The 19,619-nt window shown below is 63.7% G+C and carries 13 protein-coding genes and 1 tRNA gene; 4 read left to right on the plus strand and 10 right to left on the minus strand.

The features are described 5' to 3' along the window. Positions 1–7: 7 nt before the first annotated feature. The 4 genes from AB4037_RS16870 to AB4037_RS16885 all read right to left on the minus strand — a co-directional run bounded on the left by AB4037_RS16870 (position 8) and on the right by AB4037_RS16885 (position 8,816). Positions 8–151 carry a hypothetical protein gene (locus AB4037_RS16870; RefSeq protein ID WP_434957014.1) on the minus strand — a complete coding sequence of 48 codons (144 nt, stop codon included), beginning with the start codon at positions 149–151 and terminating at the stop codon, positions 8–10. A gap of 14 nt (positions 152–165) precedes the next feature. Continuing rightward, positions 166–1,317, minus strand: a complete 1,152-nt coding sequence (locus AB4037_RS16875) for a LysM peptidoglycan-binding domain-containing protein (protein ID WP_441772295.1) — start codon at positions 1,315–1,317, stop codon at positions 166–168. A 141-nt stretch (positions 1,318–1,458) separates the two neighbouring features. Continuing rightward, on the minus strand, positions 1,459–3,579 hold the full coding sequence (gene pbpC / locus AB4037_RS16880) for a penicillin-binding protein 1C (RefSeq protein WP_441772296.1): 2,121 nt from the start codon (positions 3,577–3,579) through the stop codon (positions 1,459–1,461). An 11-nt stretch (positions 3,580–3,590) separates the two neighbouring features. Beyond that, a complete protein-coding gene (locus AB4037_RS16885) occupies positions 3,591–8,816 on the minus strand; it encodes an MG2 domain-containing protein (RefSeq protein WP_441772297.1) in 5,226 nt (1,741 codons plus the stop codon). A 352-nt stretch (positions 8,817–9,168) separates the two neighbouring features. Here AB4037_RS16885 and AB4037_RS16890 point away from each other — a divergent pair. Further along, positions 9,169–9,244, plus strand: a tRNA-Phe gene (locus tag AB4037_RS16890). Positions 9,245–9,534: 290 nt separating this feature from the next. On the opposite strand, the gene AB4037_RS16895 is transcribed toward AB4037_RS16890, so the two are convergent. The 6 genes from AB4037_RS16895 to AB4037_RS16920 form a co-directional block, all read right to left on the minus strand. Beyond that, the gene (locus AB4037_RS16895) at positions 9,535–10,293 is read right to left on the minus strand and encodes a hypothetical protein (RefSeq protein ID WP_441772298.1); all 759 of its coding nucleotides are present in this window, start codon (positions 10,291–10,293) and stop codon (positions 9,535–9,537) included. 324 nt (positions 10,294–10,617) lie between these two features. Continuing rightward, positions 10,618–11,667 (minus strand): ABC transporter permease, encoded by a 1,050-nt coding sequence (locus tag AB4037_RS16900; protein ID WP_434957019.1) that lies wholly within the window; start codon positions 11,665–11,667, stop codon positions 10,618–10,620. Between the two features lie 138 nt (positions 11,668–11,805). Continuing rightward, positions 11,806–13,338, minus strand: coding sequence for a sugar ABC transporter ATP-binding protein (locus tag AB4037_RS16905; protein WP_441772299.1), 1,533 nt, complete (start codon positions 13,336–13,338; stop codon positions 11,806–11,808). 142 nt (positions 13,339–13,480) lie between these two features. Beyond that, complete coding sequence (locus AB4037_RS16910) at positions 13,481–14,410, minus strand: sugar ABC transporter substrate-binding protein (RefSeq protein ID WP_434957021.1); 930 nt, start codon at positions 14,408–14,410, stop codon at positions 13,481–13,483. Between the two features lie 178 nt (positions 14,411–14,588). Further along, on the minus strand, positions 14,589–15,419 hold the full coding sequence (locus tag AB4037_RS16915; RefSeq protein WP_441772300.1) for a TIM barrel protein: 831 nt from the start codon (positions 15,417–15,419) through the stop codon (positions 14,589–14,591). A gap of 291 nt (positions 15,420–15,710) precedes the next feature. Beyond that, on the minus strand, positions 15,711–16,736 hold the full coding sequence (locus AB4037_RS16920; protein ID WP_441772301.1) for a LacI family DNA-binding transcriptional regulator: 1,026 nt from the start codon (positions 16,734–16,736) through the stop codon (positions 15,711–15,713). A gap of 155 nt (positions 16,737–16,891) precedes the next feature. On the opposite strand from AB4037_RS16920, the gene AB4037_RS16925 reads away from it, so the two are divergent. Genes AB4037_RS16925 through AB4037_RS16935 form a run of 3 tightly spaced genes read left to right on the plus strand, consistent with a single transcriptional unit; the run spans position 16,892 to position 19,598 of the window. Next, on the plus strand, positions 16,892–18,007 hold the full coding sequence (locus AB4037_RS16925) for a fatty acid desaturase family protein (protein ID WP_441772302.1): 1,116 nt from the start codon (positions 16,892–16,894) through the stop codon (positions 18,005–18,007). Positions 18,008–18,043: 36 nt separating this feature from the next. Continuing rightward, positions 18,044–18,358, plus strand: coding sequence for a MocE family 2Fe-2S type ferredoxin (locus tag AB4037_RS16930; RefSeq protein ID WP_434957025.1), 315 nt, complete (start codon positions 18,044–18,046; stop codon positions 18,356–18,358). A 16-nt stretch (positions 18,359–18,374) separates the two neighbouring features. Beyond that, a complete protein-coding gene (locus AB4037_RS16935) occupies positions 18,375–19,598 on the plus strand; it encodes an NAD(P)/FAD-dependent oxidoreductase (RefSeq protein WP_441772303.1) in 1,224 nt (407 codons plus the stop codon). Positions 19,599–19,619: the final 21 nt, after the last annotated feature.

Consider the following 19,619-nt stretch of genomic DNA (forward strand, 5'->3'; position numbering starts at 1 on the left):
GCTTTGTCTAACACGCAATCTCGATTGACGCATCGGCGACAAGAAAAGGCCGGCCAGCGTTGCTGACCGGCCTGTAAAACTCTGAAACCGCATCGAAGAACAAATTTCGTGCTGAAAGAGCGAAAGAGGCGATGAAGAAGCGTTCAGTCATGAACGCACTTTGCTCTAGTAGGCCAGCGCCGGCGCCAGTCTCGGCGCTGCCTGTACGGCTGCCCGGCGCAAACCCCAGCGCAGCAGGGCGCCCGCCGCCGCGAAGCTCGCCGGATCGTCGGCCACGCCGCCACCGGCAGTAGCGGCATCCTCGAGCAGGGTCAGTCCCACAATGACCACGGCCCCGACGATGGCCACCGTTGCCTTGCCCCAATGGATACCTGACGAGGGCTCCGGGGAAGGCGCGGGCCTGCGATTGGAGAGCACGGGCTCGGGACGCCAAACCCGTGTTGCATCCGGGACGGGACGATAGCTGGGTACGAGAACCGGCTCAGGCAGGGGCGGACGCAGGTGCTGATCCGGCTTCAGCTCGATCTCGACCTTGAACTCGCTGGCGACATAGACGTAGTCGCGGATTCGCCCGGTCATGCGTGGATAGGTCAGCGTGGCCTTGAGCACCGGCTCTCCCGTGCTCGATATGCCGGCGGAAAACTGGGCCCCCGGCGAATGGGCATTCGCGCGCAAGGTGAGCTGGCATTCATAGGTGACGCTGTTGGACTTGCGGTCCCAGCTCAATTTGCCGCCGGACACCAGTTCGCCGAGCACGGTTGAGGTCTGCCGGCGCGCCTGCGACTCCAGTCCGCGGTTGCTGTAGACGAGTAGCGGCACCTTGTCGGTCGGCTGCAGGAAGATCGCCCCCTTCAGCTTGACCCTGGCCGAAAAACCATTGCCCTTGATCTCGATGATCGACAGGTCGTCAAGCTGATAGCCGAAACCGAAATTGTTCGCGAGCGTCCTGGCCGCAGGATTGCTGCCGGCATCGGGCTGCACATGCGTGTGAGAAGGGGTCGAGCTGCCCCTCGGGGCGGGTACGGAGGCAGGCGAGTTGGGCGCAGGCGGATTGGCTGACTGGGCGGTCGCTGTCGCCGCCGGAGTGCCTGCCGGGGCGCCGCGCAGCACCACGCGACGGTGCTGCCTCGGCAGGTAGATCACCGCTCCTGCCCTGATGAGGTCGGGATTGACGATGCCGTGTCCCGTCTTGGCGACGATAGCCGGCTCATTGTTGTAGGCATAGATCTCCGGCCAGCGCACCGGATTGCCATAGTAACGGCCGGCGATTCCCCACAAGGTATCGCCTTGCTTGATCACGTAACGCCCTGCCTGCACGATGCGTTCTCCCGGAAAAATGGATTTCAGCCAATGAATGGAATGCCGTTACCTGAGGCTAGGCTCGCTTCTTGACAGGAATATTATGGTTCCGGCCGAAAAAACTCGTACTGGGTCATCGAGGCGCCGCGCAAACCGCCGTCAATCCAGCCTGATCTGCACACTGGCCGTATGTCCCCTGGCGTCGATCACCGAGAGGCGGGCGAAGCCCTTGCCCGGCTTGTCCCAGATGGCCTCGCGACGCTGTTCGCCGATCACGATCGGCAGGCCATCGGCGAGCCAGGTGAAAGGTGGAGCACCGCCCATGGCCTTGAGAGAGAGTGTGGCGTCCGGTTCGTCGGCCGAGACCTCGACCCTCGCGCCATCGGGCGGAAAGGAGATCACCAGCGGTGCATCGCCCGAACCGGCGGCCGCGACTTCGGGCAAAGCGCCCGGGCGGAACCGTTGCAGGGCGGGCGGCAGCTCCGAGGTTCGCGCGAAGACCACACCGGGCGGCGGGGACTTCAGCGGCACGCGCCGCTCGCCGATGCGTTGGAAGGCATCGAACAGGATGGGAGCAGCGGCCTTGCGCCCGACCAGGTCCGAAACGGGCGCACCATCAGGCCGCCCGACCCAGACTGCGACGGTGTTGGCACCGTCGAACCCGACGGCCCAGGCATCGCGATAGCCATAGGAGGTGCCCGTCTTGTAGGCGATCTTGCCGCCCACGGCGTTCTCCGGCGGCGGCGCCCCGATCAGGACATTGCCGACCTGCCAGGCCGCGGCCTTCTCGAACAGGCGATGGGGCTGCGCACCGAGCGCCCGGTCCTGCGCCCGCCAGATCAACGGGAGCGCCTCGCCATCCCGCGCCAGCGCCAGATAAAGGGTGGCAAGATCGGTGAGCTTCACGCCGGCGCCGCCAAGACCGACTGCCAGGCCCGGCACGGCGTCGGGCGGCAAGGACGGCTCGGCACCGGCACTCTTCATGCGGGCAATCAGCCGGTTCGGCCCAACGGAATTGAGCAGCATCACCGCCGGCACGTTGAGGGATTGCTGCAAGGCGCGGCGCATCGTGACGGTGCCCTGGAAGGCATCGTCGAAATTCTCGGGCTTGTAGACCCCGAAGCGCACGGGACGATCGTCCACCAGCGTCTCGGGATGGGCAAGGCCGTCCTCGAAGGCGAGGCCGTAGATGAAGGGCTTGAGGGTGGACCCCGGCGATCGCAGCGATTCGGCGAGATCCATCTGGCCGGCCCGCGCCTTGTCGAAATAGCCGACCCCGCCAACATGCGCCCTCACCTCGCCGGTCGCGTTGTCGACGGCGACGATGGCAATCGAAACCCCGCCGCCCAGAGCCGTCGCCCGCTCACGCGCCAGATTTTCGAGCTGCTCCTGCAGGAAGCGCGCAATCGTGGTTGTTAGCACCGGATTGGGATCGCGCTTGCCGGCCTGGACCTGACGCATAAGGTCCTGGCGCACAAGCCGTTCGGCGACATGAGCCGCCAGGATCGGGAAGGGCTTGCGCCCCTGCGGCGCCGCTTCCAGCGTGGCGGCCTCGGCCTGGTCGGGATGGAGCGCGCCTTTGCCGGCGAGAAGCCGCAATACCCGATTTCGGGCGGCCTTGGCCGCGGCAGGAACTCGGTCCGGCCGACGCGATTCAGGAGCCTGCGGCAAGGCCACAAGCATGGCCGCCTCCGCCGTCGAAAGGCGCTTGGGTTCCTTGCCGAAATAGGCCAGCGAAGCGGCCCGCGTTCCTTCCAGATTGCCGCCATAGGGCGCCAGCGCCAGATAGAGGCCGAGGATCTGCTCCTTGCTCAGCCGGTTCTCGATCTGGACGGCACGGATCATCTCGGCCGCCTTGTCGGCAAAGGTGCGATCCGGTCGCGGCTCGAGCAGGCGGGCAACCTGCATGGTCAGGGTCGAGCCGCCAGAGACGATGCGCCCGCGGCTCAGCATCTGCCAGGCCGCCCGGATCATCGCCACCGGATCGATGCCGTGATGGGAATAGAAGCGCTTGTCCTCATAGGCGACCAGCATCGACAGGAAGCGCCTGTCGACCTCCTCCGGCTTTGCCGGCAGTCGCCAATAGCCGTCCGCGGTGGTGAAGGGGCGCAGCAACCTGCCGTCACGATCCACCACCAGCGGAGAATAGGTCACGCTTTCGCCCAGCGGCACCGGGCCGAGGCGCCGCACTGCCTCCGAAAGCGCAAAGCCGCCGGCGTTCACGGCGATAAGGGCCGTGAACAAGAGCGCGCATAGGATATGGACGCGCCGATTGGTCATCTCAGTCCGTTCTACCTCTCGGTGACGGTGAGCGTGCCGGTGGCAAGCGTGGCATTGCGCTCGGGCTGATACATGTCCTCAACCGTGGTGCCGGGCAGGATGTAGCGGCCAGGCGCTACCGCGCGGACGACATAGGCGACCTTGGCGGCCTGATCGGTGAACGCGGCGACGAAGCGGTCGTCGCGGAACTCCGAATGGGTGACGTCGGTGAGGTCCTTCAGCCAGGCCATGCTGCCCGTCTCGCCGGTGACGACCAGATTCGGATTCTCGATCTCGAAACCAGCCGGAAGCCGGTCCACGAGCAGGAAGTTGCCAGTCTGGTTGTCGCCGCTCCGGCTGGCATTCAGCACCACCACCAACCGGGTGTTCTGCTTCACCTCCGCGGGGTCCACGGCCTTGCCGTCGAGCGAGAAATAGGTGCGCGTCAGGTTCATGCCGTTGTTGGCGGCCGGCTCGGGCACCACGGGCGAGCCGGAGACCGCGACCACGGCTTGCAGAGCCGAGGCGCCGGGATTGGAGACGGAATGCGGGGTCTTGAGCGCCTCGCCGCGATAGACCTTGTAGAAGGCGCCCTGCTGTTCCGAGCCATCGGCGATCAGCCTGACGGAACGGGCCTGGTCGGCGACACTGCGTGCCGCGAGCACCATCCAGGTCATCTCCTGGGTCGAGGCATAGCGGGATCTGGAGCGCGCATCGGTGATGACCTTGAGCGCCGCCTTGATCACCGGCAGGCCTGCATTGCCGTCACCCGCAAGCGCCACCACCGCCGCGGCGTCGCGCAGCGGCGAGCCGTAATTGCGATAGGCTTGGCTGGCATCGACAGTCTCCTTCTGGAGCGCTTCGGCAGCCGAGCCGAATGCCTCGCCGGCCCGCGGCTTGTCGCCGAGCATGCCGAGGGCCGCGGCGATCTGGGCCCGCGCCATGGCGCTGCCGAACTGGCCGATCTTGGTATCGGCGAGATATTTCAGATCACCTGCCGGCGCCCTGCCGGCCCGAGCCAGCGTGTAGAGCGCGTAGGCGATGTCCTCGCCCTTGCCCTCTTCCACGTCGGGCGCATTGCCGACACGGTTGCGCAGATAGTCGACCGCCTGGTTGAGCGCCAGTTCCGGCACGGCGAAACCCTTCTCGCGGGCCCGCAGCAGGAAGTCGGTGACATAGGCCGACAGCCACAACTCGCCGCTGTCGGCATTCCACAGGCCAAAGGCGCCGTTCGAATCCTGGCGTGCGAGCAGGCGCTGAACCGTATCGCCCAGGCGCTCCTTCACCGTGCCGTCGAGATCGATGGCATTGCCGCCGAGCTCACTGAGATAGAGCAAGGGCAGCGCACGGCTGACGAGCTGTTCCGAGCAGCCATAAGGATAGCGATCGAGATCGCGAAGCAGGCCGGGCACGTCGAGTGCGCTGAACGGCCCCACTGAAAGCGAGACCGCGCCGGTGCCGGGTACCATTTCGGCAACCAGGTCGGCATTGACGGTGATGCCGCCGCCATTGGCGGCAATCGTCTGGATCGTGCGGCGTGTCACCGGCGGATTGGCCGGCAGGATGCCGAGCGTGAAGCTCTGGTCGATGGCGACATTGCCGGGACCGGCCAGGGTGGCGACCAGCTTGCCGGTGCCGATACCGTTGGCGGTAATGGGAATGTTCACCGGCGTGCGCGAGCCCGCGGCCCCGATCTTCACGGTCTGGTAGAGAGCTGATGGCTCGGCGCCAACGGGTCCTTCCATAGTGACGGCGAGCGTGTAGTCGCCCGGCGCGGCCTCGGCATTCACGAGGTCCAGGCGGAAGCGCGACTGGTCACCTACCGCAAGGAAGCGCGGCAAGGTGCCGGCGATCACCACCGGATCGCGCACTTTGACGTCCGCCGACGCATGGCCGACCTTGGTTGGCGTCCAGGCCACCGCCATCACGCGCACCAGGCCGTTAAAGGCAGGGATATCGAAGCTGATCTCGGCCGTGCCGTCGGCACCGACTTCGATCATGCCCGAGAACAGCGCCAGGGGTGCCTGAGTCGGCGGCGGACTGTTGAAATTGGCCCCGCCGTCGCCGCCGGTGCGTATCCGCCCCTTCGCTCCTTCCATGCCGTCGATCAACTGGCCATAGAGATCGTGCAGCTCGGCCGAAAGGCGCTTCTGGCTGTAATAGAAAGTCTCGGGCTCCGGCGGCTTGTAGCCCGTCAGGTTGAGGATGCCGACATCGACAGCCGCCACGGTGACATAGGCTTTCTCGCCGGCGAGGCCCTCGACCTTCACCGGCACTTTGAGAGGCTGGCGCGGCTTCATAAGCTCGGTCGGCGTGAGCGTGACCTTGAGCGTGCGCTCATTGCGGTCGATGCCGAACCAGGCGAGGCCGATCGCGCGCGTCGGCATGCGCTTGGCGGCGACGTCCATCGGCCGGAAATGGGTGACCACGATATAGGCGCCCGTGCCCCAATCCTTGCCCACGGTGACGGGAACGGTGGTCCCCTTCTCCGGCACGTCGACCAGCGTGGAGGACAGCAGTTTCTCGCCGACCACCTGCACAGCAGCCTTGCCAGCGAAACGGGCATCGATCTTGACCTGCAGTGTGTCGCCGGTCTTGACGCTGGTCTGGTCGAGGGCGACCGGCAGCATATCGGGCGTGTCGGCCTTCTCGCTGGTGTAATAACCCGCATAGAAGGAGCTGGAGGAAGAAGCCAGTCCATCCGCCGAGATTTCGAGGCGGTACTGGCCCCACTGCACCTGCGCCGAGATCTGAGCGGGCTTGTCGGCCGCGAGGTCGACCGTGCCGCCGCCGACCTTGCGCGCGGTGGTGACGGCTTCATAGTTCCAGCGATTGTTGCTCTTGTACCACTGATAGGTCGTGGTGAGACGCTTGAGCGTCCAGGTCGCGCCCTTGGCCGCTACCTGGTTGCCCTGGGGATCGACGGCAATGGCGTCGAACAGGGCCTGCTGCCCCTCGGGCACCGTGCCCTCGGCGAAGCCGGGCTTCAAGGCCAGCATCGGGCCGGTGGAGGCGATCGGCAGGGAGGCCGAGCGTACGACGCCGCGGCCGCCGCCTTCCTTCATGCGGATGACGAAATTGGCCTTGAGCGGACGAGTGGTCGTCGGCAGTTGCGGCAGCGGCACCGTGAACTCAGCGTGGCCCTTGTCATCGGTCTGGGCGAGATCGTCGACGGTGTTTTGCACCGTATCGACACTCTCGTCCGACAGGCCGAAGGCATAGTTCTTCCATTGCGAGAAGGGCTGGCTGTCGGTCGAGACCGAAACGTCACCCTCGATGTCAAGGCCGGCAGCCGGGGCGCCGAAGAGATAGCGGCCGTCCACCTTCAGATTGGCGCCGCTGGTGCGGTCGATGCGGGTGCCGGAAGTGGCGAGGTCGAACTCGATGCGATCGGGCACATAGTCTTCGACCAGGAAGGTGGTCTCGCCGACCGGTGACGCCTTGGGATCGGTGTAGGCGACGACGCGCCAAGTGCCGCTGGCGGCGGAGGGAATGATGGCGATATCGGCCGTGCGGCCGCCGGCGCCCTGGTCCTTCAGCACGGTGCGGGAATATTCGACGCCGTCGGGGCGCTGAACCACCATGGTCACCGGCACGTCGGCCAGGGCGTTGGCATTGCCGTCGCGCAGCAGGATGGCTGCATGCACCGTCTCGCCACGGCGATAGACGCCGCGCTCGACATAGACGAAGGCATCGGCCGGGCCTGGCGGATCGCGCCCGGTGACGCCGCGATCGGTGAGGTCGAAGGCCTGCTGGGTGAGATCGATGAAGGCGTAGTCGTTCTTCTCGTCGGAAGCCACCACCAGAGCCGGCTCCTGGCCTTCGCTGCCCTTGGTCAGGCCGGCATCGAAGAAGGCGGCGCCATCGGCACCCGTCTTCGCCGAGCCGAGAATCTCGTTGTTGCGGGCTAGCAGGCGCACCGTGACATTGGCGAGCGGATCGGCAGACGCGATCGAACGCAGGAAGACGTGCAGTCCATCCTTGCCCTTGAGAGTGGTCAGACCGAGATCGGAGACCACGAACCATTGCGTGGCGAGCTGGCTGTCTTCGTCCTCCTTCACCTCACCTGGCTGGGCGGTCATCACATAGAGGCCGGGCTCGATCTTGCCGAGCGCCTCGTCAACCGGAAAGGCGGTGGTGACATCCTGATTGGCGGTGCTGGCAAGGTCCATCGTACCCTGCCAGACCTTCTTGCCCTTGGTGCGGGCGATCTCGCCGGCCTGAGAACCGTAGATCTGGTCGAGGAAGTTGGAATCGATCACGGCCGAGATCAGGCTGCGGTCGCCGACCCGATAGAGGGCGAGCCGGGCCTGGGTGGAGTTGACCGAGACCAGCGGAATGCCGGCCTGGCCGGTGCGCGGCAGGACATAGCTCTTGCCGACGAACTGCACAGACGGCAGGCGGTCGCGCACATAGATCTCATAGTCGGCGTTCTTGAGCAGGCTTTCGTCCACGGCTGAAGGCAGGCCCTGGCGCACGGTGACCTTGTAGCGCCCGCCATGCTTCAGTCCTTCGACGCACAGCTTGGTACCGTCGACGGTAACGGCCGAGACAGGGCCAGGCTCCTGGGTGAAATAAGGGGCATAGTCGCTGACCGCGTTGCTCAGCGGATCGGAGAATTGGAAGCACAGGCGCGGTTGCGGCGCATCGCTCTCCACCGTGTAATCGATGATGCGGAAGCCGTGATCCTTGCGCACCTCTTCATAGGTTTCGCGAATCTCCGCGTTATCGACCAGATCGAGGCTCGCCCGATAGGCGTTGAGGGCCGGGCGCCAGTCCTCGCGCTTGACCAGGGCCTGGGCGACATCGTTCAGCGCCTCCGCTTGTTCCTGCGGTGTCCTGGCAAGCTGATAGGCCCGAATCGAGGCACCGAGCGCCTTGTAGGGCAGTTCATACCGGTCCTGGCTGTTGAAGGGCTCGGCCACCAGCAGCAAATCGGCGAGGCGCTTCCACATCGCGCCGTCATTAGGTGTCAGGGCGATGAACTGTTCCACCACCACCGCGGTGTTGCGGGCATTGTCGGAGCTGACGGCGGCCTTCAGCTCCTCCTGAAGCTGCGGCGCGCTCTTCTTCATGGTCTTGGCCAGCTTGGCGATGCTGTCCTTGTAGCTGTCCGCCGCATAGGAATAGCTGTCGGCCTGGAACAGCGGGGCCGCTTGCGCCGGACCAGCAGCCACCCAGCTCAACACGGCGAGCATGAGCACGAACGCTGAGAAAAACCGCACGAAAACGCCGTGGCGCGCTGCCTGCTTGACCATCTTGCCTGTCCTCTTAGCCGCCCCTCGGCCTATGGCGGCGGTCCTTTCCACGCTAGCGTGCCGGCGTGACCGGGACGTGTCGTCAGCTATGGAGGGACGCAATCCATAACTGACGACACGCCCCGGTCACGCGATACGCATGGGGAGCGGGCCACCGAGCCACAAGACTAAGGGCGCCCCGGGTCGGCGGCAATCATGATTCAGAGAGTTTTTACCATCTGTACCGGTGGGAACAGCGCGCGTACCGGTGTTTTTGCAGCCGGCTTATTTTTTCCGCGCGAGAGGGCTGGACAACCTCGGAGGCGCTGGCTATAAGCCCGCTCTCGCTTCGGCCTCGGCTGACGCGCTGGATGCCTAGGTAGCTCAGTTGGTAGAGCATGCGACTGAAAATCGCAGTGTCGGCGGTTCAATTCCGTCCCTAGGCACCATCTCCCCTTTCCAATTTTGGCGACCGACAAGAAAGATGCATGGCTGCTGCCGTTTGCTGGCCGGTGTCGGCGCGATAGCCGCGGTCCATTTCAGCCAATTGGCGCCCGGGCCCGGCAGAACGAGGTCCTGAACCGTCACCGGGGCGACAAGCAAAACCCGGTCAGAAGAAGCCTTGTGCTTCTAACCGGGCAGGAGTCTGAAACGGCCGGGCCAATTCGCACGCATCCGGCCGAATCTCTCACGAGTTCCCGTCCGAATACGCGCCGGCCCTGCCCTCCAGCGGTAAAAGCTATTGCCAGGTCCAACGATTGTTCAGGACCGCTCCGCGCTCCAGTGTCGGATTGCCACCCCATTTGCGCTCGCCCCAGGTCTCGTAGAGGGCCAGATCAAGGGCGTTGTCCTCCCGGATCTTCTGGCGCAATGCCTCGCCGATATCCTGGCTGCGCAGCGCATTGGCAGGCGCGGCATTCTCATGAGGCAGTTTTTCGAATTTCCAGCCGATATCCTGGGTCATCTGCTCCATCACCGCATCGCAGTTGCGATAATCGCCGACGAACCAGAACGTCTCGAACTGCCTGGAGAGGAATTCGAACCTCTGGCGCTGGCTCATCTTGCGGATGCCCAAGGAGGACAAACCGAAATAATGCCTGAAATAGAAGCGGCTGATGCGGTTGTGCTTGTTGGTCGGATACCATTGCTCGAAGGACATGCCCACGATCCGATGTCTCTCGGGCGTCTTCTGCAGGAAATTGTAAAGCGAGACATAGAAGGACACCGGCTCCCTGAGCAGGCCGATCTCGCGAATGATGCGGCCGTCGAAGCCCCTGGCTGCGGCGCGCGGCAATCTATGCCCGAACAGGATGCGGATTTCGTCGCGATCGGCCTGAGGTACACGAGCCTGCGGATCGAGCCAGGGCCGTTGTTCGGGCTTGGAATAGATCACGGCGGAACCGCGCGGCGGGACATCGTGCAGGAGATAATCCCTGACGCTCAAACCGGCGCATTTCAGAATATGCGGAAACAGGTAGACTGTTGTGTTGCTGCTCATCAAGTCTCGCAGGCTCGCTCCTCCCGCCCACAGGCCGGAAGTCTTGAACCGCTCACCCCTCTTTCTTGGCCAGGATGACATTCATCGTGAATGCTCCTGGTGCCATGGAAACCATCGCCCCCGCGACAGTGCCAAGGCTCATCCAGTCAATCGCTTGAAGGACCCGCCGGCGTCCGTCACCGTTGAGATCGAATAGATATAGAAAGTTTCCGGCATGGCAACGGAACTGTCCGGGTAATCGAGCTCGATCGCAACCGACCGTATCTGTGGAAGCAGATTGCAGCCCCTCCTCGCGAAGGAGCTGCTCGATGGTTTCGCCCCGTTTCAGACCTTTCGGCGGCGACGGTACTGATCGATCACCACGGCGGTGACGATAATGGCACCGAGCACGATCTGCTGCAGAGAGGCCGGCACGCCCAGGAAGGTGAAACCCGACTGCACGACGCTGAGGATCAGCAGGCCGATCACGGTGGAGGTGATGCGTCCCACGCCGCCCGACAGGGACGTTCCTCCGATCACCACGGCTGCGATCGCCTGCAGTTCATAGCCCAGGCCTGCACCGGCCTGGCCCGAACCGCCGCGGGCGATCATCACCACGGCCGCCAAGCCCGACAGCAGGCCGGCAATGCCATAGACCTTGACCAGATGCTTCTTCACGTCGATGCCCGACACGCGCGCGGCCTGCATGTTCGAACCGATCGCATAAGTGAACTTGCCGTAACGGGTGTAGCGCATGGCGATGTGGAAGATCAGCGCCACCACCAGGAAGATGGTGATCGGCAAGTTGATCGAGAAATCGCCGAAGATCTTGGTCGACGAACCAATCATGCTGAAGGAGGGCGTGAAAGTGCTGATTGGCGCGCCATTAGTATACCAGGTGGCAAAACCGCGGGCCGAAACCATCATGCCGAGGGTGGCGATGAAGGGCGGCACATTGGCATAGGCGATCAGTGCACCATTGACGACGCCGGCGAACAGCCCGGCCGCCAGCCCTGCCAGCACCGGCACGATGAAGGGCAGGTCGGACAGATGGGGATAGACGATGGAACGGGCCGTCGAGACCTGCGCCAGGCTGGCCGCAATCATCGCCGTTGCCCCCACCACCGAACCGGAAGACAAATCGACGCCGCCGGTGATGATGGTCTGCGCCACCCCGACGGCGATGATGCCCACCACCGCCGTCTGCAGGAAGATGATGCTGAGACGATCCGCATTGAACAGGAAGCTCTGCTGCTTGACCGGCCAGCCCAGTGCCTCGAACAGCAGGCCGATGCCGATCAGCACGACCAGAATGCTGACTTCCTGTGGTATGCGCCGGCGCGGCGACGTCGTGGTGGTTCCCGGTGCCTTGTTCGCAATCTCATTGGTCGACATGACGTCCTCCGTTTCCCCATTCCCGGACTTCGTGCATTTCCATTTCGAAGCCACTGCGCCGATCCATCAGGAATCGACCGGGCAGCGCCTCTTTTCCATGCGCGGCTACCAGCCGTGTCTGTCGTGTTCTTATCCCTCTCATCGCGCTGCCAGCTCCATGATGCGGACCTGGTCGGCTTCCGACCGATCGAGGATACCGGTGACGTGACCCGCATGCATCACGACGACCCTGTCGCTCATGCCCAGAACCTCGGGCAGTTCGGACGAGATCATGATGACTGCGACGCCTTCTCCGGCGAGCTTGCTGATCAGGCGGTGGATCTCCGCCTTGGCGCCGACATCGATGCCGCGCGTCGGCTCGTCAAGGATGAGAATGCGCGGCTTGGTCAGCAGCCAGCGGCCGATCAGAACCTTTTGCTGATTGCCGCCAGAGAGATTTTCGATGCGCTCGTGCATGTTGGGAGTCTTGACCCGCAGGGTCGAACTCATTTCGCTGCAAGCCGGCACCACTTCACTGGAGGCGACGAAGCCAGCCTTGACATAGCGTTGCGTCAAAACCGCCATCTGCATGTTCTCGAGGATATCGAGAATGAGGAAGCAGCCGGTGTCCTTGCGGTCTTCGGTGAGAAAGGCCATCCCGTTGCGCATCGCGACGGAGGGCGACCCGATGCTGACCTGCTTGCCGTTGATCGCGATGGTGCCGCTCGTCGCCGGCGTGACGCCGAAGAGCGTCTCCGCGACATTGCTGCGCCCTGCCCCGACCAGCCCTGCAAAGCCGAGGATCTCGCCGGCGCGCAGGTCGAAGGAGACATCGGAAAAGACCCCTTGGAGCGTCAGATTCTTGACCGACAGCACGACCTCGCCGATCGGAACCGTCTCCTTGGGGAACATCTGCGTGATCTCGCGCCCGACCATGCGCCGGATGATCTCGTCACGGGTGAGGTTCTCAGCCAGGTCGGTTCCGATATATTTTCCGTCCCGGAAAATCGAAACCTCGTCAGAGATCTCGAAGAGCTCGTTCATCTTGTGGGTGATGTAGACGATGCCCTTCCCGGCCGCCTTGAGATCGTGGATGATCTCGAACAGATGCGAGACCTCGGTCTCGGTCAACGCCGAGGTCGGCTCATCCATGATGAGCACGTCGGAGTTGTAGGAGATGGCCTTGGCGATCTCGACCATCTGCCGATTGGCTACGCTGAGCGTGCCGACCTCAGCCGCAGGGTCGATCTTGATCTTCAATTGCTCGAACAGCTTGGAGGTGCGGCGATTGAGTTCGGCATGGTCGACGAAGCCGAGCCGGGTCAGCGGCTCACGCCGGATCCAGACATTCTCCGCCACCGTCATGTACTGCATCAGGTTGAGTTCCTGATGGATCATCGCCACGCCGTTTTCCAAGGCATCGAGCGGTCCTGAAAAACGCACTTCCTGTCCGCGAAGCTTCATCGTGCCGGCATCGGTCTGATAGACGCCGGCGATGATCTTCATCAGCGTCGACTTGCCGGCTCCGTTTTCACCCATCAGGGCGTGCACCGTGCCCGGGCGCAGCTTGAACGAAACATTGTCGAGCGCGAGAACGCCGGGGAACCCCTTGCGAACGCCCTCCACTTCGATCAGGTAATCGGACTTGGCTTGCCCCGCCCTTTCGGGCGCGGTCGATTGTGCGACGGCCATCCTCATTTCCCCTCTGCCAGCGCCATGCTGCCGACGTGCGTTCTGGTCGCCCGAAGCTTGGCTCCGGACCTGCGGCCAGACAGGCGGTGAACATTTCCAGGTCCCTCCGGCATCGACCGGAGGGACTTTGGCGCGATTGCGCTCAGTTCTTCTTGAGGTACTTGTCCATATTGGCAGGCGTCACGAGTTCAAAGGGCACCCACACCATCGGATCGGCGATCTTCTCGCCCTTGGCCAGCTTGAGCGCGGTATCGACGGCGCCCTTGCCCTGTCCTTCGGCATTCTGGAAGACGGTGACTTGGAGATCGCCATCCTTCATCGCGCCGAGGCCGTCCTGCGTCGCGTCCACACCACCGACGATGGTCTTGCCGCCGGCAATCCCTGCCTGCTTCAGCGCCTGAATGGCGCCGATCGCCATTTCGTCATTGTTGGAAACCACGGCCGCCGGCTTGATGCCCGAGGTGATCCAATTGGTCATCAGATCGATGGCCGCGGTCCGGTCCCAATTGGCCGTCTGCTTCTGCAGGATCTTGATGCCGGTGCAGGGTTCCTTGGCGATGACGTCCTCGACGTCCTGCGTGCGCTGGCGGGCCGCTTGGTTCGACAATTCGCCCATGATCACCACGATGTCGCCCTTGCCGCCCATCAGCTTGCAGATCTCCTGCATCTCGAGTGTGCCGGACTGGGCCTCGTCGGAGCCAACGAAGGCGACCTTCTCAGGCAGCTTGGTATCGGACGGCATGCGGTTGACGAACACCAGGGGAATACCCGCCTCGGTGGCGAGCTTGGTCATCTGCGGGGTGGCATCGGTATCGACGGGATTGACGATGATCGCGTCAACCTTCTGGGCGATGAAGTTCTGAATCTGGCTGAGCTGCTTGTTGACGTCGTTCTGGCCGTCCTCGACCTGCAGCTTCACGCTCGGCAGCGTCTTGGCGTAGTCCGTCATGCCATTGCGCAGCACGGTGAGGAAATTGTCGTCGAACTTGGCCATGCTGACGCCCACGCTCTGGGCGGACGCCGTGCCACACAGCAAAGCCGTCGCGGCGAGGGCAAAAAGGGTCCGTTTCATCGTGTCTCCTCCCTGGGTCGGATGTCCGGCAGCACCCGTCATTTTCCGGATAATCCCCTTGCGGGGAATTGGTAGACCGTCAAAACACCTTGCGATTTGCTGGAATCATCCAGAATTACAAAGGCCCGTAGAAACAAAGGCTTGGAGCAAAACGCGTTCATGCTCGAACGCGTTTTGCTCAGGACATCAACCCTGCCGCGATCAGAGCCATGCTCGCGGCGATGCGATCCTGGATCTGCCCGGCATCCATTTTCTGTATGCTTTCGGCGAAAGGCTCGAAGGAGAGCGCACCGGTATAGCCGCCGGCGCGCAGCGCCTTGATCTGAGCGATATTGCCCAGACGATCGTCCGCCCCGACAAGGCCGCGATGGCTGTCCCGCATCTCCTCCACCGCTACGGACGTGTCATCCACGCCGGAGATATGGACCAGCCCAGTGCGGTTCGGGAACAATGCCGCCTCACCGGCAAGATGATGATGGAACGTATCATGCACCAGTTTGAAGGTCCGCGCACCATCGACCGTATCGATACCGGCGACCGCTTCCGATTTCAGGCGCAAGGAGCAGATTTCGAAGCCGAGCGGTTCGACGAGACCGCTCAGCCCGCGTGACGACAGGATCGGCTTGAGCGCCTCCAATGCCTCGATCAAATTGGGAAGGCGCTCGCCATCGCCGCACCCGTCACCGTCATTGCGCGGCACCAGCACGAGGGCCTTGGCGCCTGCACCGGCCGCATAATCGGCAAGCTCTTCCGCTTCCGATGCCCGCGCCGCGGTCCACTCGTTGAAGCGTTGCAGGGCATTGATCGACAGGATTTCGACACCGGCTCGCCGCGCTTCCTCCCGCATCGAAACCGCGGATGTCCCATCGAGTATGGCGTTGCCGGCGAGATCGTTGCGGATCTCGACCTCGGCGATCCCCAGATTGCGGGCGAGCGCGAAGAATTCCGCAGGCCGCAGCTTCGGCGCGGTCATATGGTTGAGAGCGAAGGATTTGGCTCCGCCTGTCATGAAACACTCCTTGCAGGCGCAAGCGCCTGATTTCCAACCTCGCCAGCGCCGGTTTCCGACGCCATGTGCTTTCCGGTACCTGTCATCAAAATAGAATGATTGGACCGTTTTTGATCTTAATTGGAATTAATATTCTATTTTTGCACTGCCCTGTCAAGTGCGCATTTCTTTTGCGCGCTCGCTCGCGCGCGCTGCACCATCGGTCGCCGGGATCGCGCGCACCATTGCTGTTGGCCGGGCCCGGCAACGTGCCCGGCCGCGCTCCGCAAGGCCGAGCAGGCGTCAAACGTTTTAGATATTTTCGGGAAGATAGAGATTGAAGGGCAGGAAAATCTGTCCGGCTCCTTCCACGCTGCCCGTAAGGCAGGCCTGCGCCATGACGCGAATGAGTTCCACGGGCAGTTGCGGCAGCGGTGTCGCGATGACGAAGGAAATCACCTCTTCGCTCAAGGCCAAGCGCGAGCCCGGCGTCAGCTCGGGGCAAACCGCCACCAGCCCTTCCGCCTTTTCCTCGCGCAAGGCGGCAATCACGCCCTCCATGCCGCCGCCGGCCACATAGAGCCCCGCCAGATCCGGATGCCGCCTGATCAGGCCGAAGGTCGCCTCATGGGCGATGCTCGGTTCCTCGAGATTGACACGGCTGTCCAGCACCTCGAAATCGGGCGCATGCTCGCGGAAATAGCTGCGCAGCCCGATTTCCCTGAGTTCATGGCCGTGGAAACGATGGCTGCCGAGAATGATGCCGACCTTGCCGGGTCGGCGTGCCGTCCGCGCGATCAGCCAGCCAGCGGTGCGTCCTGCCTTGCGATTGTCGAGGCCAACATAAGCCGCCCGATGTTCGGCGGCGAAATCGGACAGCAAGGCAAAGACTGGCACGTTGCGGGCCTTTAATTCGGCGACGGCCACGGTGATCTGGGGATGGTCCACTGACACGACGGCCAAGGCCTGGCACCGTTCACCCAACCGGTGCATCCGCTCGGCCACCACGGCCGGCGAGGTGTCGCCATGATGCTCGATGATGGCGGAGATACGATAGCCGGGCGCTGAAGCGGCCGCTTCGGCGATGGATTGGGCCAGCAGGCTGTAGAAGGGCGACTCGGATTTGAGCAGCAGGAAGCCGAGCCGCAAATGCGGCGTATCGCGATCGAGGCGCTGCTGGATCAGCCCGGCGGCGTAGTAGCCGAGTGCCTTGGCCGCCTCAGCCACGCGCCGGGCTGTTTCCGGCCGGACCGGAAGCCTGCCGTTTAGTACACGGTCAACGGTTGCGGGACTGACACCCGCCTCCCTCGCGACATCCTGGATCGTGGGCCTTGCCATGGCTGTCTCTGATGGAATTACATCATGATGATAGTCGTTTTGACGTGTTTTGATAGAAACTGTCAACCGCCCATTGAGCCCCGCACCGGTGCGACATAGCATCGATGTCAAGGATGAGGCCTGATCGGAACCGGGCCGGACAAGGGAGCTCCGCAATGATGCCGACCCGGCGCGACTACAGTCTGATCGGGCGCGATGCCCAGGCCGCCGTCGAGAGTGGCCTGGCCGCCGCCGAATGGTATCGGTGCGATATTCCCCGCAAGCGCATGAAGGAACTCATGCAGCGCAAGGATGCTCCGGCGATCCGCGACACCGCCCTATGGCTGGCCGGGCTGTTGGTGAGCGGCCTTGCCGCCGGAGTGCTGCGGGGAAGCTGGTGGTGCGTGCCGTTCTTCGCACTTTACGGCATTCTCTACGGTTCGGCTTCGGACTCACGCTGGCACGAATGCGGGCATGGCACCGCCTTCCGTACGCGCTGGATGAATGATGTGATCTATCACATCGCCTGCTTCATGATCATGCGCGAGCCGACGATCTGGCGCTGGAGCCATACCCGACACCACACCGATACCATCATCGTCGGCCGCGACCCCGAGATCGCCGCCATGCGGCCGCCGGCACTGCTGCGCCTCGTCTCGAATGTCTTCGCGATCTCCTCGACCTGGGCTGCTCTCAAAAGCCTCGCCCTGCATGCCACCGGCAGGCTCAGCGAGGAGGAAGAGACCTTCGTGCCGGAGATGGAGCGCGGCAAGGTCTATCTGGTCGCCCGCATCTGGCTCGCCATCCATGCCGCTACCGTCGCACTCTCGCTAGCACTGCAATCCTGGCTGCCGATGATGTTCGTGGGTGTGCTGCCTACCATGTATGGTGGCTGGCTCACCCTCTATTTCGGGCTGACGCAGCATGCGGGCCTGGCCGAGAACGTGCTCGACCACCGCCTCAACTCGCGCACCGTCTACATGAACCCGTTTTTCCGCTTCGTGTACTGGAACATGAATTATCACGTCGAGCATCACATGTTCCCGATGGTGCCCTATCACGCGCTCCCGGAACTGCATAAGGCCATGCTTGCCGACACGCCCACGCCCTACCGCAACACGATCGCGGCCTATCGCGAGATCATCCCGGCCCTGTTTCGACAGAGGAGGGATCCCGAATATTTCGTGCGCCGCGTGCTCCCTGCAAGCGCCCAGCCCTATCGCCCCGACCTGCATGGCGAGGTGGTCACGCCCGACGACCCGCGTGCCCGTTTCGCCGGCCAGCACCACTGACAGACACAAGACGCAAAATCACATCGGGAGGAAAAAATGAGCACCTGGATCGACGCCTGCGATAGCGAGGATATCGAGCAGGAAGATGTGCTGCGCTTCGATCATGCCGGCCGCACCTACGCACTTTATCGCAGCCCGGACGATGAATATTTCGCGACGGACGGGCTGTGCACCCATGAACAGATCCACCTCGCCGACGGCCTGGTGATGGACGACATCATCGAATGCCCCAAGCACAATGGGCGCTTCAACTACAAGACCGGAGAGGCCAAGGGCGCCCCCGTCTGCATCAACCTGAAGACCTATGCCGTCCGGCTCGCCGACGGCAAGGTCCAGATCCAGCTCGGTTGATCCGATGCAACCGGGCATGGTCATCGTCGGCGCCGGCGAGGCGGGCGCCAGGGCCGCCTTCGCCCTTCGCGAGAACGGCTGGGCAGGCTCCATCACCCTGATCGGGGACGAAGTCCACGCCCCCTATGAGCGTCCGCCCTTGTCGAAGGCGACGCTGCTGGACGAAGCCGGCCCTTCCCCGCGCTATATCGTGGCGGAAGAGCGCTTCGAGGCCGATGCCATCGTCCATCTGGCCAAGCGCACCGTCGCAACGATCGAGCGGGACAGGCGGCTGGTTCGGCTCGATGACGGCAATGCCCTCACCTATGAAAAGCTGCTCCTTGCCACCGGCGCAGCGCCTCGCCGGCTGCCCCTGGCTGGCGCGAACAGGCCCGGATGCGTGACGCTGCGGCGCTTCGAGGATGCCCTGCATCTGAGGGAACGTTTTCGTCCGGGTGCGGAAATCGTCATCATCGGCGGCGGCTTCATCGGGCTGGAACTCGCTGCCAGCGCCCGCCAGCGCGGCGCGGCGGTCACCATCATCGAGGCACTTCCACGGCTGCTCAGTCGGGGGGTGCCCGCCGATATCGCCGAGGTCGTGCAAGAGCGCCATCGAGCGGCAGGCTGCACGCTGCTGTGCGGCGAAGGCATCTCCGCCATCGAGGAGGAGCCAGACGGCCTCGCCGTCCGCCTCACCAGCGGAAAACTGGTGCTCGCCGACCTCGTCGTTCTCGGCGTCGGTGCTTCGCCCAGCATAATGCTGGCTGAGGCGGCAGGCCTTGTCGTCGACAACGGCATCGCCGTCGACGCCAGGCTCCGGACAAGCGACGAAGCCATCTTCGCGGCCGGCGATTGCTGTTCTTTTCCCCTGCCCGTCTATGGCGGACGGCGCGTGCGTCTGGAATCCTGGCGCAACGCCCAGGAGCAAGGCACGCATGCCGCCCGCACCATGCTGGGCGAAGACGTCGCCTTTGACGCCGTTCCCTGGTTCTGGTCGGATCAGTATGACCTATCCCTGCAGGTCGCCGGACTGGTCGACGAGGGGCGCCATACCATTCGCCGAGACGGTGCGGACGGTTCCTTCATCCTCTGCCATCTCGACGATGGCGGACGCCTGGTCGCCGCCAGTGGCATCGGCCCCGGCAATGCCATCGCCAAGGATATCCGGCTTTGCGAGATGCTGATTGCCAGGCGCGCGCACCCGGACAGGGACAAGCTCACCGATCCCAACACCCGCCTCAAATCCCTTCTCGCTGCCTGATCCGTCCTGCGCCTCGACGAT

Source organism: Labrys sp. KB_33_2, assembly GCF_052114505.1.
In the GTDB taxonomy this organism is placed as follows: domain Bacteria; phylum Pseudomonadota; class Alphaproteobacteria; order Rhizobiales; family Labraceae; genus Labrys.

Coding starts and splice junctions, on each gene's coding strand:
- AB4037_RS16930 (WP_434957025.1), top strand. CDS start 18,044: ATGAGCACCTGGATCGACGCCTGCGATAGCGAGGATATCGAGCAGGAA.
- AB4037_RS16885 (WP_441772297.1), bottom strand. CDS start 8,816: ATGGTCAAGCAGGCAGCGCGCCACGGCGTTTTCGTGCGGTTTTTCTCA.
- AB4037_RS16920 (WP_441772301.1), bottom strand. CDS start 16,736: ATGGCAAGGCCCACGATCCAGGATGTCGCGAGGGAGGCGGGTGTCAGT.
- AB4037_RS16935 (WP_441772303.1), top strand. CDS start 18,375: ATGGTCATCGTCGGCGCCGGCGAGGCGGGCGCCAGGGCCGCCTTCGCC.
- AB4037_RS16915 (WP_441772300.1), bottom strand. CDS start 15,419: ATGACAGGCGGAGCCAAATCCTTCGCTCTCAACCATATGACCGCGCCG.
- AB4037_RS16910 (WP_434957021.1), bottom strand. CDS start 14,410: ATGAAACGGACCCTTTTTGCCCTCGCCGCGACGGCTTTGCTGTGTGGC.
- AB4037_RS16905 (WP_441772299.1), bottom strand. CDS start 13,338: ATGGCCGTCGCACAATCGACCGCGCCCGAAAGGGCGGGGCAAGCCAAG.
- pbpC (WP_441772296.1), bottom strand. CDS start 3,579: ATGACCAATCGGCGCGTCCATATCCTATGCGCGCTCTTGTTCACGGCC.
- AB4037_RS16870 (WP_434957014.1), bottom strand. CDS start 151: ATGACTGAACGCTTCTTCATCGCCTCTTTCGCTCTTTCAGCACGAAAT.
- AB4037_RS16895 (WP_441772298.1), bottom strand. CDS start 10,293: ATGAGCAGCAACACAACAGTCTACCTGTTTCCGCATATTCTGAAATGC.
- AB4037_RS16900 (WP_434957019.1), bottom strand. CDS start 11,667: ATGTCGACCAATGAGATTGCGAACAAGGCACCGGGAACCACCACGACG.
- AB4037_RS16925 (WP_441772302.1), top strand. CDS start 16,892: ATGATGCCGACCCGGCGCGACTACAGTCTGATCGGGCGCGATGCCCAG.